This is a genomic window from Microbulbifer sp. Q7, from assembly GCF_001639145.1.
In the GTDB taxonomy this organism is placed as follows: Bacteria; Pseudomonadota; Gammaproteobacteria; order Pseudomonadales; family Cellvibrionaceae; genus Microbulbifer.
On the sequence record NZ_LROY01000002.1, the window covers coordinates 378,080 to 391,754 of the forward strand.

15 protein-coding genes are annotated in these 13,675 nt (G+C 54.4%); 13 read left to right on the forward strand and 2 right to left on the reverse strand.

All coding sequences use genetic code 11. The features are described 5' to 3' along the window. Window positions 1-53 precede the first annotated feature (53 nt). From AU182_RS07305 to AU182_RS07315, 3 genes are all read left to right on the forward strand, one after another. Window positions 54-1,073 (forward strand): threonine/serine dehydratase, encoded by a 1,020-nt coding sequence (locus tag AU182_RS07305; protein ID WP_227718165.1) that lies wholly within the window; start codon window positions 54-56, stop codon window positions 1,071-1,073. 73 nt (window positions 1,074-1,146) lie between these two features. Then, window positions 1,147-1,812 carry a YbhB/YbcL family Raf kinase inhibitor-like protein gene (locus AU182_RS07310; RefSeq protein WP_227718166.1) on the forward strand — a complete coding sequence of 222 codons (666 nt, stop codon included), beginning with the start codon at window positions 1,147-1,149 and terminating at the stop codon, window positions 1,810-1,812. 81 nt (window positions 1,813-1,893) lie between these two features. Beyond that, entirely contained in the window at window positions 1,894-3,255 is a 1,362-nt protein-coding gene (locus AU182_RS07315) for an MFS transporter (RefSeq protein ID WP_066963019.1), read from the forward strand. Between the two features lie 119 nt (window positions 3,256-3,374). Here the strand turns inward: AU182_RS07315 and AU182_RS16210 are convergent, their stop codons facing one another. Further along, window positions 3,375-3,707, reverse strand: a complete 333-nt coding sequence (locus tag AU182_RS16210) for an MGMT family protein (protein WP_082859489.1) — start codon at window positions 3,705-3,707, stop codon at window positions 3,375-3,377. A gap of 140 nt (window positions 3,708-3,847) precedes the next feature. Between AU182_RS16210 and AU182_RS07320 the strand changes: the two genes are divergently transcribed. The 5 genes from AU182_RS07320 to groL all read left to right on the forward strand — a co-directional run bounded on the left by AU182_RS07320 (window position 3,848) and on the right by groL (window position 8,546). Next, window positions 3,848-4,870, forward strand: a complete 1,023-nt coding sequence (locus AU182_RS07320; RefSeq protein WP_227718167.1) for a DUF481 domain-containing protein — start codon at window positions 3,848-3,850, stop codon at window positions 4,868-4,870. A 60-nt stretch (window positions 4,871-4,930) separates the two neighbouring features. Next, window positions 4,931-5,692 carry an SDR family oxidoreductase gene (locus AU182_RS07325; protein ID WP_066963022.1) on the forward strand — a complete coding sequence of 254 codons (762 nt, stop codon included), beginning with the start codon at window positions 4,931-4,933 and terminating at the stop codon, window positions 5,690-5,692. Between the two features lie 112 nt (window positions 5,693-5,804). Then, on the forward strand, window positions 5,805-6,314 hold the full coding sequence (locus tag AU182_RS07330; RefSeq protein ID WP_066963025.1) for an FxsA family protein: 510 nt from the start codon (window positions 5,805-5,807) through the stop codon (window positions 6,312-6,314). A 228-nt stretch (window positions 6,315-6,542) separates the two neighbouring features. Continuing rightward, complete coding sequence (gene groES, locus AU182_RS07335) at window positions 6,543-6,836, forward strand: co-chaperone GroES (protein ID WP_066963028.1); 294 nt, start codon at window positions 6,543-6,545, stop codon at window positions 6,834-6,836. Window positions 6,837-6,905: 69 nt separating this feature from the next. After that, window positions 6,906-8,546, forward strand: a complete 1,641-nt coding sequence (groL, locus tag AU182_RS07340; protein WP_066963031.1) for a chaperonin GroEL — start codon at window positions 6,906-6,908, stop codon at window positions 8,544-8,546. Window positions 8,547-8,636: 90 nt separating this feature from the next. On the opposite strand, the gene AU182_RS07345 is transcribed toward groL, so the two are convergent. Further along, a complete protein-coding gene (locus tag AU182_RS07345) occupies window positions 8,637-9,713 on the reverse strand; it encodes an integron integrase (RefSeq protein ID WP_082859285.1) in 1,077 nt (358 codons plus the stop codon). A gap of 784 nt (window positions 9,714-10,497) precedes the next feature. On the opposite strand from AU182_RS07345, the gene AU182_RS07350 reads away from it, so the two are divergent. From AU182_RS07350 to AU182_RS07360, 5 genes are all read left to right on the forward strand, one after another. Next, window positions 10,498-10,860, forward strand: coding sequence for a hypothetical protein (locus tag AU182_RS07350; RefSeq protein ID WP_066963036.1), 363 nt, complete (start codon window positions 10,498-10,500; stop codon window positions 10,858-10,860). 4 nt (window positions 10,861-10,864) lie between these two features. Then, window positions 10,865-11,290, forward strand: coding sequence for a YceK/YidQ family lipoprotein (locus tag AU182_RS16215; protein WP_193754310.1), 426 nt, complete (start codon window positions 10,865-10,867; stop codon window positions 11,288-11,290). Window positions 11,291-11,464: 174 nt separating this feature from the next. Next, window positions 11,465-11,764 (forward strand): hypothetical protein, encoded by a 300-nt coding sequence (locus tag AU182_RS07355; protein ID WP_153039163.1) that lies wholly within the window; start codon window positions 11,465-11,467, stop codon window positions 11,762-11,764. Window positions 11,765-12,306: 542 nt separating this feature from the next. Further along, window positions 12,307-12,681, forward strand: a complete 375-nt coding sequence (locus AU182_RS16450; RefSeq protein ID WP_153039152.1) for a hypothetical protein — start codon at window positions 12,307-12,309, stop codon at window positions 12,679-12,681. 126 nt (window positions 12,682-12,807) lie between these two features. Beyond that, window positions 12,808-13,536 carry a hypothetical protein gene (locus AU182_RS07360; protein WP_066963043.1) on the forward strand — a complete coding sequence of 243 codons (729 nt, stop codon included), beginning with the start codon at window positions 12,808-12,810 and terminating at the stop codon, window positions 13,534-13,536. Window positions 13,537-13,675: the final 139 nt, after the last annotated feature.

Consider the following 13,675-nt stretch of genomic DNA (forward strand, 5'->3'; position numbering starts at 1 on the left):
CTTCGTGTGACGGGTCCATGTAGAGACCGGTTGAATGACTTGCTGGAGATTGTGTGACAGACGGCGGTAATAAGCGGGGCTCGGGCGCTTCCGGCCAGAATCGTGTGGACCTGCCGGTGGCGGCGGATGTGTTTGCTGCCGCCGAGCGTATTGCCGGCCAGATTCACCGCACACCACTGATGACGTCTGCCAGCCTCAATACGTTGCTGGGGGCCGACCTCTACTTCAAGTGTGAGCATTTGCAGAAAGTCGGTGCATTCAAGGCCCGTGGCGCGAGTAATGCGGTATTACAGGTGCCGGATGGCACAGAAATTGTGGCCACGCATTCCTCCGGCAACCACGGTGCCGCACTGGCGTGGGCGGCAGCGCAGCAGGGGCTTCGTTGCAAAGTGGTGATGCCGGAAAATGCGCCCGGGGTTAAAAAGTCGGCGGTTGCCGCCTATGGTGCCGAAATCATTTTCTGCGAACCGACACTGCAGGCGCGGGAGGCCACGCTGCAGGCCGTAGTGCAGTCTTCCGGTGCACACGTGATCCCCCCGTTTGATGACGCGCGCATTATCGCCGGCCAGGGCACCGTGGCGCAGGAGATCGTAGGGCAGTGCCGGGAGCTGGGGTTTGCGCCAGACTTGATTGTGGCGCCGGTCGGCGGTGGTGGGTTACTCGCAGGCATCGGTCTTGCCGTGTCTGCTTTGGCACCGGACATTAAAGTCTTGGGGGCAGAGCCCGCGGGCGCCGACGACGCGCAGCGCTCGTTTCGCAGCGGTGTGCGGGTCACCGAGCAGCAGCCACAGACCATGGCCGATGGCCTGCGCACGACACTGGGCGAACGGAATTTCGTGCTGATACGCCGCTGTGTGCAGGATGTGGTTACCGTTTCGGAAGCCGCCATCGCTGAAGCGCTCGAGTTGTTGTGGCGCCGGACGAAACAGTTTGTGGAGCCGTCCGCGGCGGTGGGGCTGGCTGCGGTGATGGCGCACCCGGCGCGCTTTCGCAACAAGCGCGCCGTGATCGTACTGACCGGCGGTAATATGGATATCGCAGCGGCCGCCAGTCTGGTGGCAGGCCGCTCCTGACCCGGCCACTGCGGGTTGAAATTGGGTAGCAAGCGCGCATTGCCATCGCGTTGATACAGGTTTCGAGGACGCCATGAACAACGACACCAGTCACAGCAAATCTCTGGCGGGAGACCCGGGTGGCTCGGGACGGCCTGCTACACTGTTGGCAATTCTGCGGTTGTCGCGGTTATCGGTCATGACCCTGGTGATGACAGCGCTGATGACCTCGATGCTGTGGGCGCCCAGTGCCAGTGCAGAGCAAAAAGAAGGGGCTTTTCGGTTGGCCTCTAGCACCCTGCAAGCAGGGGGGCGAATGCCGAAGGCGCAGCTTTACTATGGCTTTGGTTGCAGTGGCGAGAATATCTCTCCAGAGCTGCATTGGCAGGGCGCTCCGCAAGGTACCCGTAGTTTTGCAGTGGTCATGCATGACCCGGATGCCCCGACCGGCAGTGGCTGGTGGCACTGGGTGGTATTCAATATTCCCGCGGACGTGACGGCACTGCCCGAGGGCGCGGGGGATCCCAAGTCCGGGCTGATCCCGGAGGCGATTCAAAGTCGCACGGATTTTGGTAGTCCCGGCTATGGCGGCGCCTGCCCGCCGGAGGGGCACGGCGACCACCGTTACCAGTTCCGGGTCTATGCGCTCAAAGTAGAGCAGTTGGCACTGGACGAAAACACGTCGGCAGCGATGGTGGCCTATCAGATCAATGCCAATAAACTGGCCGAGGCGCAACTGGAAGTGACGTTCGGACGTTGACGCCGGCATACGCCGGTGTACCGCCATTCGCGGCACACAACGACCGGCAAGCCAATAAAAGAAAGGAAGCAAAGCCTGCCCATGCAAAATCAAACGATGACCTGGGGAGAAGCGCTCAAGGTTTATACTCGGCCAAAAGTTCTGGCGATGTTTTTTTTCGGGATATCCGCCGGCCTGCCACTGCTGCTGGTTTTTTCCACCCTTACTGCCTGGTTGCGGGATTACGGTATCAGCCGCACCACTATCGGGTTCACCGCCTGGATAGGTATTACCTTCTCGATCAAGTTCATCTGGGCGCCCATCATCGACTCTCTGCGTATACCGGTGCTCACCGGTGTCATGGGTAAACGACGCAGCTGGATACTGGTGTCGCAGATCGGCGTGGCCTGTGGCCTGTTTGCCATGAGCCAGCTCAATCCGCAGCTGGCGCTTCCCGCCGTGTTCGGTTTCGGCATTCTGGTGGCATTTTGCTCTGCTTCCCAGGATGTCGTCATTGATGCCTATCGCATCGAGGCGGTGGACACCGAGTTTCAGGGTGCCATGGCAGCGATGTATGTGTTCGGTTACCGGGTAGCTCTGCTCATTGCCGGCGCAGGTGCACTGTTTATCGCCGAGTACGCCAGCTGGAGTGCGGCTTACATGGCCATGGCAGCGTTGATGGCGGTGGGAATCCTCACCACGCTGCTGGTGGCGGAACCGGACCACAACAAAGTGCGGGCACAGAATGAGGCGTTCCAGCACACGTGGGTCGACCGGGTACTCGGCAGTGGTAAACATGGAAAAGTGAGCGAGTGGTTTGTGCGCGCGGTTGCCTGCCCGTTTATCGAGTTTTTCGAGCGCAATGGTCGCTTCGCGATTGTGCTGCTGTTGTTCATCGGCATTTACCGCGTGAGCGATATCGCCATGGGCGTTATGGCAAACCCCTTTTATCTCGACCTGGGCTTCAGCAAGGATGATATCGCCCAGATCGGCAAGCTGTTCGGCTTTGTCTGTACCATGATCGGGGCCTTTGTTGGCGGTGCCCTGGTGGTGCGCTTCGGTATTTTGCGGCCATTGATTCTGGGTGCGGTGATGGTGGCGGCGACCAACCTGCTGTTTGCCCACCTCGCAACCCTGGGGCCGGACAAAACCTGGCTGGCGATCGTGATCAGTGCGGATAATATCAGTGCCGGTATCTCCAATTCCGTGTTTATCGCCTTCCTGTCGAGTCTGGTCAATCAAACCTACACTGCGACTCAATATGCGTTGTTCAGTTCACTGATGACCCTGCCGGGCAAATTTATCAGCGGTTTCTCCGGTATTGTGGTGGATGCGCAAGGTTACGAGTCGTTCTTTATCATGGTGGCGATTCTCGGTATTCCCGCAGTACTGCTGGCGATTTACATCTGGTACCGCAACCGGGATGAGGAAGCGGCAAAAGACAACGAGGCCGCACCGGGATGACCCGAAGGTTGCTGTCGGTTTTGCTCTCGGTTTTCCTTGCGGCCTCGCTTCCGGTGTTCCTGTCGGCGTTCCCCTCGACCCGCGTATAACCCCTGATCCGTGGGTAGTCATTGCGCGGATCAGAGCTCTCCGGGTTTCGGCCATCCATAGTGGCTCAAGTCGACTTTTCCCTTTACTGGAGTCACACCTTCCTCCCGTAGCAACGTCCACTGACGCTGTGCAGCGGGCTCGGGCAGGGATATCCGGCCCTGGGCATTGATCACGCGGTGCCACGGTAGGCGGGTATCGCGCGGGAGTCTCCGCAGTGTCTGCCCCACAAGCCGCGCCGCCCTTGGCAGGCCGGCCAATTCGGCTAATCCCCCGTAGGTAACCACCCGTCCCACCGGGACCTGTGCAAGTGCAAGGCAGATGCGAGTTGTGGCATCATGCCCCCTGTTTTTTGTGCTGTGCAGATCTCGGTCTGGTGAATCGATACTGCTATCTGATTTATCGGTCAATTTTCTGTCATAACCCCATGCTATCGAAAGGTTGTTTCGTGCTTTCTGCTGTACCCCGAGTTCCCAATTCCCCGGAAGTTGTTCGCAGGCTTGCCATGCCCAGAGTACTGGCCGGTCTTGTTTTTTCGGTGTTTGCCATGGTCGCCTCCGTCGCCGGAGCGGGGGTTTTGAGTCTCACCAATGGCGACCGGATTCATGGGGAGCTGGTGGTTGTCGACCGGGATAATGTTATCTGGAGGTCGGAGACCTTCGGCGATATTACCGTAGCCAAGGAGAAAATCCTCTCGTTGGAGACCGATGAAGACCTGAAGATTGCTGGCCGGGATGAACCTTGCGCGCTGGCGGGGCATCGGCGCCAGCAGTGGGAACTGTATTGTGATGAAGGCGACGGCTGGGTGATGGACTTCCCCGCCATTGATCGCGCCGAGCCGTATATCAACTTCGTTGGCAACCCGATTATTTTCCGCGGTAACGTCGCTGCGTCGGGTGTGTTTGAAGAGGGTAACCGGGATCGGGAAGACTGGGACATCAACGTTAACTTTGATATCCGCAACGGTGACTTCCACCACCTGATAGGCACCCAGTACCAGAACCAGAACAGTAGCGAAGTGAGTGATCTGGAAAAGTACCGGCTCAGTTACGACCTGCGGTGGATTTTCGCCGAAAAGTGGTTCGCGGCAGGCAACAGCTCCCTGCTTCACGAGGAGGCCCGTAACCTGGATCTCAGCTCCACGGTGGGTCTGGGTCTCGGTTACCTGTTTTTCGATACCGACAAGTCGGCGCTTTCGATTCAGGGCGGTATAAACAGTCTGAAAGAAGATTATATCGACCCCAGCCTGAACCCCGACCCCAGCAAGCGCTACGGCGCTGGCCGTGCCGCCTGGGACTTCCGCTACAAGTTCGACCTGGGCCCGGAAGTGTATTACAACCAGGAGCTGTTGCAGTCAATGGATCGCAGTGAAGACTTCCAGAGTAATGCAGAAATTGGTGTGCGCACGCCGCTGGTGAAAGGCATCCTGATGGAAGTCAAATACGCCTGGCAGTACGACAACACCCCGTCTCTTGACCGAGAAAAAGAAGATACAAAATTGACGATCGGCGTCGGCTATTCCTGGTAATTGACCGCACCGATTGGAGACGATTTTTGACGAGAATATTTGGACTAGATTGAGGTTTTCATGCAGGTTACTAACAGCATTATTGCCATCACCGGGGCGGGCCAGGGCCTGGGCCGAGCCATGGCCGAGTATCTCGCAGGCCGCGGCGCACGCCTTGCACTCATTGACGTCAATCAGGAGCGACTGGACGAGAGCGTCGCCGCCTGCAGCGAAAAGGGCGCGGAGGCGCGGAGCTACGTCATCGATGTGGCCAATGAGGCCGCGGTAGACGGCGGCTTTGCGGATATCAACCGGGATTTCGGCGGGCTGGATGTGCTGGTGAACAATGCCGGCATTATGCGTGACGGCATGCTGCTCAAGGTCAAAGATGGCAAGGTGGCCGAGCGTATGTCGCTGGCCCAGTGGCAGTCGGTGATCGACGTCAACTTGACGGGGGTTTTCCTGTGCACCCGCGCCGCAGCGGCCATCATGGCGGAAAAGGGCGATGGTGGCGTGATCGTCAATATCTCCAGTGTTTCCCGTGCCGGGAATATGGGGCAGACCAACTACTCCGCATCCAAAGCCGGCGTGGCGACCATGACGGTCACCTGGGCCCGTGAACTGGCCCGTTACGGCGTGCGCGTGGCGGCCATCGCGCCCGGGTTTATCGGTACGGATATGGTGGCGCAGATGCGTCCGGAGATCCTCGATGGCTTGGTCAAGCAGGTGCCATTGCGACGGATTGGCGAGCCAGACGAAATTGCCAGCACGGTTTCGTTTATCATCGAGAACGACTACCTCACCGGCCGTGTGGTGGAAATCGACGGCGGTGCCCGTATGTAACCCCTCCCTGAGGCAGGTGTTGCCTGCCCGGAAACTTCGGTCGATGGCGCGGTGAGCGTGCCGCGCCATCAACCTACTCCCCGGCGACTGCCGGGTCCTTCAGGAGCCTTGTATGCGCCCTTTACTGCTTCTCTTTATCGTGATGCCCATCCTCGAGATGTGGGTTCTGATTAGCGTGGGTGAAAAAATCGGAGCGCTGCCCACCATTGGCCTGGTGCTGCTGACGGCCGTGGTTGGTCTCGCGCTGCTCAAGCGGCAGGGTGTGTCTACCATCATGCGGGCGCAGCAAAAAATGCAGGCCGGTGAAATGCCGGCAAAGGAAATGGCGGAGGGCATCTTTCTCGCCGTCGGTGGTGCTCTGCTGCTTACCCCGGGGTTCATCACCGACGCCATCGGGTTTGCCTGTCTCATTCCGGGTATTCGCCAGGTCATCATTGGTCGACTTCTTGGTCACGTGGTGATCGTGCAGACCACGGGCTATACCGCCGGCACACACCGCCAGTCCGGGCATGACCCTTCTCGCCAAGAACGCTCCCACGATGTGATCGAAGGCGACTATCAGCGTGAAGACCCGCGAGAAGACCCGCGAGAAGACAAGCGTGATCCCGACAAAAATGACTAAATATTGACCGGCCTGTCGAGTGACAGGCCTTCTGTCGGCCCACTCCCCCCAATTTCCTCCAGTTTTTTTCTCCGCCGCCGTTGAAATTTCCCCGGGTCTCCCCCAGATAGGCTGCACCCCAAGTTTTTCCCGGCCCGACTATCCCGGGCAGGGCTGGCGGAGGGCCCGCAGGGCGGGGCCGAGCCACTTGACATTGCAACCCTAAATGACTCATTGGAGAGCCAATCCATGAAAATTCGTCCTTTACACGATCGCGTTGTCGTACGCCGTAAGGAAGAAGAAGAGAAAACTGCTGGTGGCATCGTGCTGCCGGGTGCAGCAAAAGAAAAGCCGAATCAGGGCGAAGTGGTTGCCGTTGGCGAAGGCAAATTGCTGGATAACGGTGACGTGCGTGCACTCTCTGTAAAAGTGGGTGACACCGTGGTGTTCGGCCGCTATGCCGACAGCAACACCCTCAAGATGGGCGGCGAAGAGCTGATCATCATGAGCGAAGGCGACATCTACGGCGTACTGGAAGGCTAATAGCCCCGGTACTATTCCCGGCGAGCCCGGGCAAGACGCAACCACGAGCAGAATTGAGGAAATAAGATCATGGCAGCAAAAGACGTAAAATTTGGTGACGACGCTCGCCAGAAAATGCTGAGCGGCGTAAACATCCTGGCTGACGCCGTAAAAACCACCCTGGGTCCCAAGGGCCGTAACGTGGTACTGGAAAAGGCGTTCGGCGCTCCGACCGTAACCAAAGACGGTGTATCCGTAGCCAAAGAAATCGAACTGAAAGATAAGTTCGAAAACATGGGCGCGCAGATGGTGAAAGAAGTTGCCTCCAAGGCTTCCGACACCGCTGGTGACGGCACCACCACCGCGACCGTACTGGCCCAGGCCATCGTCACCGAAGGCCTCAAGTCCGTAGCCGCTGGCTTCAACCCGATGGACCTGAAGCGTGGTATCGACAAAGCCGTTGCTGCCGCCGTTGACCACATCGCCGGTCTGGCGACCCCCTGTGCCGACAGCAAGTCGATCGCCCAGGTAGGTACCATCTCCGCCAACAGCGACGAACACGTCGGCACCATCATCGCGGAAGCGATGGACAAGGTGGGCAAAGAAGGTGTGATCACCGTTGAGGAAGGCCAGTCCCTGGAAAATGAACTGGACGTCGTAGAAGGCATGCAGTTCGACCGCGGCTACCTCTCCCCGTACTTCGTCACCAATCAGGAAAACATGACTGCCGAGCTGGACAGCCCGTTCATCCTGCTGGTTGACAAGAAAATCTCCAACATCCGCGATCTGCTGCCCCTGCTGGAGCAGGTAGCCAAAGCGTCCAAGCCGCTGCTGATCATCGCTGAAGACGTAGAAGGCGAAGCGCTGGCCACTCTGGTAGTGAACAGCATGCGCGGTATCGTCAAAGTGGCTGCGGTTAAAGCACCGGGCTTTGGCGACCGTCGTAAAGCCATGCTGCAGGACATCGCCATCCTGACCGGCGGCACCGTGATTTCTGAAGAAGTTGGCCTCGAGCTGGAAGCCACCACTCTGGAGCACCTGGGTACCGCCAAGCGCGTCACCCTGTCCAAAGAGAACACCGTGATCGTAGACGGCGCTGGCGATGTGGCCGACATCGAAGCACGCGTGAAGCAGATCCGTGCCCAGATCGAAGAGTCTTCTTCTGACTACGACAAAGAGAAGCTGCAAGAGCGCGTTGCCAAGCTGGCTGGCGGTGTTGCGGTGATCAAGGTTGGCGCTGCCACCGAAGTCGAAATGAAAGAGAAGAAAGCCCGCGTTGAAGACGCCCTGCACGCTACCCGCGCCGCCGTTGAAGAAGGCGTGGTTCCTGGCGGTGGCACCGCGCTGATCCGTGCGATTCAGGCGATCTCTGTAAAAGGCGACAACGAAGACCAGAACCACGGTATTGCTGCGGCACTGCGCGCGATGGAAATGCCGCTGCGTCAGATCGTGACCAACGCCGGTGACGAAGCGTCTGTTGTTGTCGACAAGGTAAAACAGGGCGAAGGCAACTTCGGCTACAACGCCGGTACCGGCGAGTACGGCGACATGCTGGAAATGGGCATCCTGGACCCGGCCAAGGTAACCCGCTCCGCACTGCAGGCTGCAGCGTCCATCGCAGGCCTGATGATCACCACCGAAGCTATGGTTGCAGACATCCCGGAAGACAAGCCGGCTGCACCTGACATGGGTGGCATGGGCGGCATGGGTGGCATGGGCGGCATGATGTAAGCCGGCCTAGTAGTCTAACCCAAAAAAAACCCCGCTTCGGCGGGGTTTTTTTATGCTTGAAGAAAGCTGGTTCGCATGCAGGTCACTGTATCAGCAGGCGATTCGATACATCGGCGCAGGCTCAGAGACCTTGTTGGGATTCGGGTTGTTTGCATGGGTAATTCCTGAAGAAAGACCGTGATTAAGGCAATCCATCGGGCTCAGCACACCCTTACTTCCTCGATTTACCACGTGGGTATAAATTTCCGTGATGCTGATATCGGAATGCCCCAGTAACTCCTGGATTGTCCGCAAGTCATATCCTGACTCAAGCAAGTGGGTGGCAAAGCTGTGCCGAAACGCATGCGCGCGTGCCGGCTTGTGAATACCTGCCGCCTTTACCGCCCGGCGGATCTGCTTCGCCAGCGCTGTAGGGTGGAGGTGATGCCGCCGTACCTCTCCTGTGCGAGGACAGGGCCCTGTTTGGGACGCAGGGAACAGGTACTGCCAGGCGAGCTCCTTCGCCGCATTGGGGTACTTTCTCGCAAGTGCATCCGGTAAATATACATTGCCCATGCCATCCGCCAAATCCTGCTCGTGCAGGATACGGACTCGCTCAATCTGGCGCTGTAAATCTGCGATCAAGCCTTGAGGCAAAATTGTTGTACGGTCTTTATTTCCTTTGCCTGCACGTACAAAAACATTGTTACTGCCAAAATCAATGTCCTTGACCCGCAACGAGAGCAACTCCGCGGAACGCAAACCCGATCCATAAAGAAGCTGCACACGCAATCTTCCAGCCCCGGAAAGGTGGGACAGAATCTGAGCCACCTCCGAGCGGCTGTACACCACGGGCAGCCTGCGCGGACGCTTTGCCTTGGAAAATGAAAGCCCCTTTAGTTCAATACCTAGGAATCGGGTAAACAGATAAACCAGAGCATTCAGGACAATACGCTGAGTTCCCACCGAGCAATCACGCTCCTCCGATAGGTGCGTCAGAAAGTGCTCCACCTCAGGCACACCCATATCTTTTGGGTGCCTTTTGTTATGAAAAAGGATAAAGCGCTTTATCCAGTGAACGTAAGTGCGTTCAGTTGTATACGCAAGCCCGGCATCCCGCATGTGCAATCGAAGATTGTCCAAAAAACGCACGGGACGTGCCGGAATTCGCTGTCTGATATTGTCCATAATGTGACCAAGGGAACTGTTTTTATATACAGTAGATCGATAGTGGGCGGGCGTCAACACCAGGATCAGCAGCCTATGGCTTGTGTGCACAGAATGGGGTAGCCTAAACCATTGATATATATAGATTTGGCAAATTCAAAGAAAGCCATTTTAAATACAAGAACAAAAGCCATGGGCTTCTTTTTGCAAACAGGTAAGTTGGAGATTTTTTACAACTTATTGATTTTACGGAATATTTCTCCGGATGATGACTTTTGCGCCATAAAACAATCTCACTTACAAAAGAAGCCTATGGCGTATGAATAAAACTGTTAATGTTCCGGTTCATCATGCCGGCGCCTTCGAGAGTTCGGGGGTAGTTTACTAGCGATTCGGCGGCTTCCGGCCTTGTTGAAATGTAATCGCTAGCAGGATTTTAAGGTTGATTTTAATCGGCAGCGGTGGCTTCCATTCTTTGTGCACGTTGGTGGCGCCGGAAGAAGTACAGTTGAGTATTCCTGTTGGGCTGTTTAGCCGCTCCAGGGAAAGCGTGGTAGGGTAAAACCAGCAGTGCCGCTCAAAGCATGTTGGTTCTGAGTGGCTTCAGGATTGGTGGCCTTTGGGGTATCAATCGCTTTTGGTCCCCCAACATTAACAATCACGGGCAATGAAGCTCCGGCCCTTCGGGCCTCCGCGGGACGGCTTACCTTATGCACGTTTTGCGCAGTCGCTTCGCTCCTATTTTCGCGCAAAACGCGCATAAGGTAATCCGCCCATGCCGTGGGCGTTAAATTCAGGTGCCACTATGAGAGCGCTTATTTTCGCCGTCACAATTTCTATGTTTATGTCTTGCGCCAATGCTGATGAGTCGATTCTGGGTGAGTATCGTGCAGATACAAAAAGTAATTGGGGCTGGACATTAGTCTTAGCCGAAGGGCATTTGGGGGAGATTGTCTCCACGGAAATGCCAAATGAATGCGATCCTTGTGAAAATGTAGAAGTAGTTGAGCGCGGCATATGGAGTAAAAGCGAGGATAAAATTACGCTAGTGTTATCTAGCGGTAAAAAGTACACGTTCAAGCTGGTAGGCGATAGTAATCTGGTTCTAGTTGAGCCGAGTTTCTCTGATATCGAGCCCGAGAAGTTCGTACTACGCAAACGAATTTAACAAGGTGCGGCAGACCGACGTCTTACTTTGCGCACTTTTTGCGCAGTCGCTACGCTCCTATTTCGCGCAAAAAATCCACAAAGTAAGCCGCCGCTGCGCACGGCGTTATGCATCAACTATGAAAAAATTGGCAATAATTATCACCATCTTGGCGGTGTCTGGTTGTGGAACGACCCTGCGCTATACGCACAATATGGAACACAAGAAGTGTCATCCTAACAACAATTATATTTACGGTGGTGTAACTGCCGATTTGGCGCTCATGTGTTCGGCTGTACAACAAGAAAATCCATTGAAAATGCTATTTATTCCGGTGATCGCATTGGATCTACCTTTGAGCGCAGTAGCTGACACAGTATTGCTACCGGTTAGTATTCCAAAGCAGAAAAAAATTGAGAAAGAGTGTGAGCGTGCTGGAACTCCAATCTAGCACCAGGGCTCTGCATTACCCCATGCATAACAAACGCAAGCAGAATGCTCCGGCCCTTCGGGCCTCCGCGGGACGCCCAACGCTATGCACGTTTTGTGCGGGTCGCTGCGCTCCCATTTTCGCACAAAACGTGCATAGCATTGGTCGCCCCTGTTGCGGGCGTTATTGGGCAACATGAAAAAGTTCAGCAGTATGGCCGTAGCCTTGATTTTAGGGTCCGTTGCGTTACTCGTTGGTCTGTTAGCATTTTTCATAAATTGGAACGTGTATGGCGGAGGTATGCCCGGCTACAACGCTCTGTTGCTCCCCGGAAATATGTCACTCGTTTATGTTTGGCATCCCATATTTACGGAAGAAATTGATTTCTGGCCAAAACTTGCACTTCAGTCTTTCGGCCAATTTGGTATTGTTGCTTTAGCGAGTGGGGTCGGCACTAAATTAATTAGGTGGGCGCTGCAACTCCGAGCCCAATAACAATGCCAGGCAGTAAAGCTCCGGGCCTGCGGCCCTCCGCGGGACAGCTTACCTTGTGCACATTTTGCGCTGGTCGCTGCGCTCCCATTTTCGCGCAAAATGCGCACAAGGTAAGCTGCCCCAGCTGGCGGCGTTATGTTTCGGGTCTACCCAAGAAGAAATATCGATGAATGTATAATGGAAAAATTAGCAAAATTAGCTGGGCGCTTGATTATTGCCGGGTTCGGATTTGGAGTCTTGGCATATTCACTAGTTCTTGGCTTCAGCACTCAAGAGATTGTTGAAAAATCTTAGGCTACTGCACTCTTTGCCCCAGTATTGGGAGGTTGTCTGTGTGTGTACTTCGGATTAAGTGGAATCCGTTCAAGTACTTCAGTAAAGCAACATAACAATCACGGGCAGTGAAGCTCCGGCCCTTCGGGCCTCCGCGGGACGGCTTACTTTATGCACGTTTTGCGCGGTCGCTTCGCTCCCATTTTTGCGCAAAACGCGCATAAGGTAATCCGCCCCTGCCGTGGGCGTTATGCTCCCATGGAAGATTTATGCCAGTAAGAGATGATCAACACTTTTCGACAGAAGAAGAATTGTCACTAATTATTGAGTCTGTAATTTCTCCTTATATCAAGAGTATTGAAAAAGAGCTTAATATTTCGTTATCTATTGAATATATTTCTTTCGCGAAAGATGAAGAAAAGGTAATAATTCAACCAGAAAACATAAACGCTAAATGTAAGGTTTGTCTTTGGCATACATTCAACGAAAACCGTAAGGTATTTGAAGTGGCTTTACGTTTATTAGATCAAGATGCTCAAACAGGGTATTCTGGTTTTAATATTAAAGGTGATATTAAGCTTGGTATTACCAAACATAAAGGCATGGCTCACGTATACCATCAGTCGGGGTATCCTAAGTGGTGAGCATAACAAGTGGCAGCAACCGACCGCCAAAACTGTCACTTAAATTGCTTGCGCAATTACGTGCCAATTTTGCCGGCGGCTGTGCCAGGCGTTAAGTGAAAAGAAGCTCAAGTTTCTGAGTTATGAATGAACAATCCAAGCCATAAGATAATTGTTTATATAATCACTACAATTCTGTTGGTCGCCGCTGGAGTAATAGCTTCGTATGTTATTGGCGTAGGGATTATAGGTGGTTCAAATTTTTCGTCTGCACCAGAAGATTGGGCGGAGTTCTCCACATACTTCAATGGGATGCTAAGCCCCATCCTTGCAGGCGTAGCGGCTGCAGTCGCGTTTATATCAATAACTCATCAGTTGTCGGCTCATAAGCAAGATTCAACTCAGAATGAGAAAATATCAAATTATTTAAACCACATTAAACTGCTTCAAAGTATGCTCGAAAAGCAGTGGGCGACTATAACTAAAGTCACAAAAAATGACTGGGAGCATGAACCTTTCTATGCAATTAACAAAGAAAATATTAAATCCAGCCTTTTAAAGAATGTTTATCTATCACCGGAGGTGATAAATCTTTCTAATTTATTTCAAGATCTGGTTGAAGCTGTGCAGTGGTACACTCAGTTACACAAATCGAAAATTGAGTTTAATACAAAAGACTTCGTTAGGAATGAGTGGTCGCATTTCTCCAGGTCTCTTATCAGAGAGCATGATAAGAAAATGCGATACTGCTACGAGTATTGCAATTGGCTGATAGAGGAGCCTTGCGCTCAAACCAAAAAATACCAAACACAAGCGCTTAGTTTTCGACAGTTTTACGAGAACCTGTGTAGCAATGGTACTATTCAGACCCCGTAAGCACTTAACAATCGCAGGCAGTTTGCTCCGGCCCTTCGGGCCTCCGCGGGACGCCCAACGCTATGCACATATTGTGCTGGTCGCTGCGCTCCCTTTTTAGCACAATATGTGCATAGTATTGGTCGCCCCTGCTGCGGGC

Bases quoted from the DNA above. Each gene is read 5' to 3' on its own strand.
- AU182_RS07310 (WP_227718166.1), top strand. From the start codon at position 1,147: ATGAACAACGACACCAGTCACAGCAAATCTCTGGCGGGAGACCCGGGT.
- AU182_RS07315 (WP_066963019.1), top strand. From the start codon at position 1,894: ATGCAAAATCAAACGATGACCTGGGGAGAAGCGCTCAAGGTTTATACT.
- AU182_RS07320 (WP_227718167.1), top strand. From the start codon at position 3,848: ATGCCCAGAGTACTGGCCGGTCTTGTTTTTTCGGTGTTTGCCATGGTC.
- AU182_RS07325 (WP_066963022.1), top strand. From the start codon at position 4,931: ATGCAGGTTACTAACAGCATTATTGCCATCACCGGGGCGGGCCAGGGC.
- AU182_RS07330 (WP_066963025.1), top strand. From the start codon at position 5,805: ATGCGCCCTTTACTGCTTCTCTTTATCGTGATGCCCATCCTCGAGATG.
- groES (WP_066963028.1), top strand. From the start codon at position 6,543: ATGAAAATTCGTCCTTTACACGATCGCGTTGTCGTACGCCGTAAGGAA.
- groL (WP_066963031.1), top strand. From the start codon at position 6,906: ATGGCAGCAAAAGACGTAAAATTTGGTGACGACGCTCGCCAGAAAATG.
- AU182_RS07345 (WP_082859285.1), bottom strand. From the start codon at position 9,713: ATGGACAATATCAGACAGCGAATTCCGGCACGTCCCGTGCGTTTTTTG.
- AU182_RS07350 (WP_066963036.1), top strand. From the start codon at position 10,498: ATGAGAGCGCTTATTTTCGCCGTCACAATTTCTATGTTTATGTCTTGC.
- AU182_RS07355 (WP_153039163.1), top strand. From the start codon at position 11,465: ATGAAAAAGTTCAGCAGTATGGCCGTAGCCTTGATTTTAGGGTCCGTT.
- AU182_RS16450 (WP_153039152.1), top strand. From the start codon at position 12,307: ATGCCAGTAAGAGATGATCAACACTTTTCGACAGAAGAAGAATTGTCA.
- AU182_RS07360 (WP_066963043.1), top strand. From the start codon at position 12,808: ATGAACAATCCAAGCCATAAGATAATTGTTTATATAATCACTACAATT.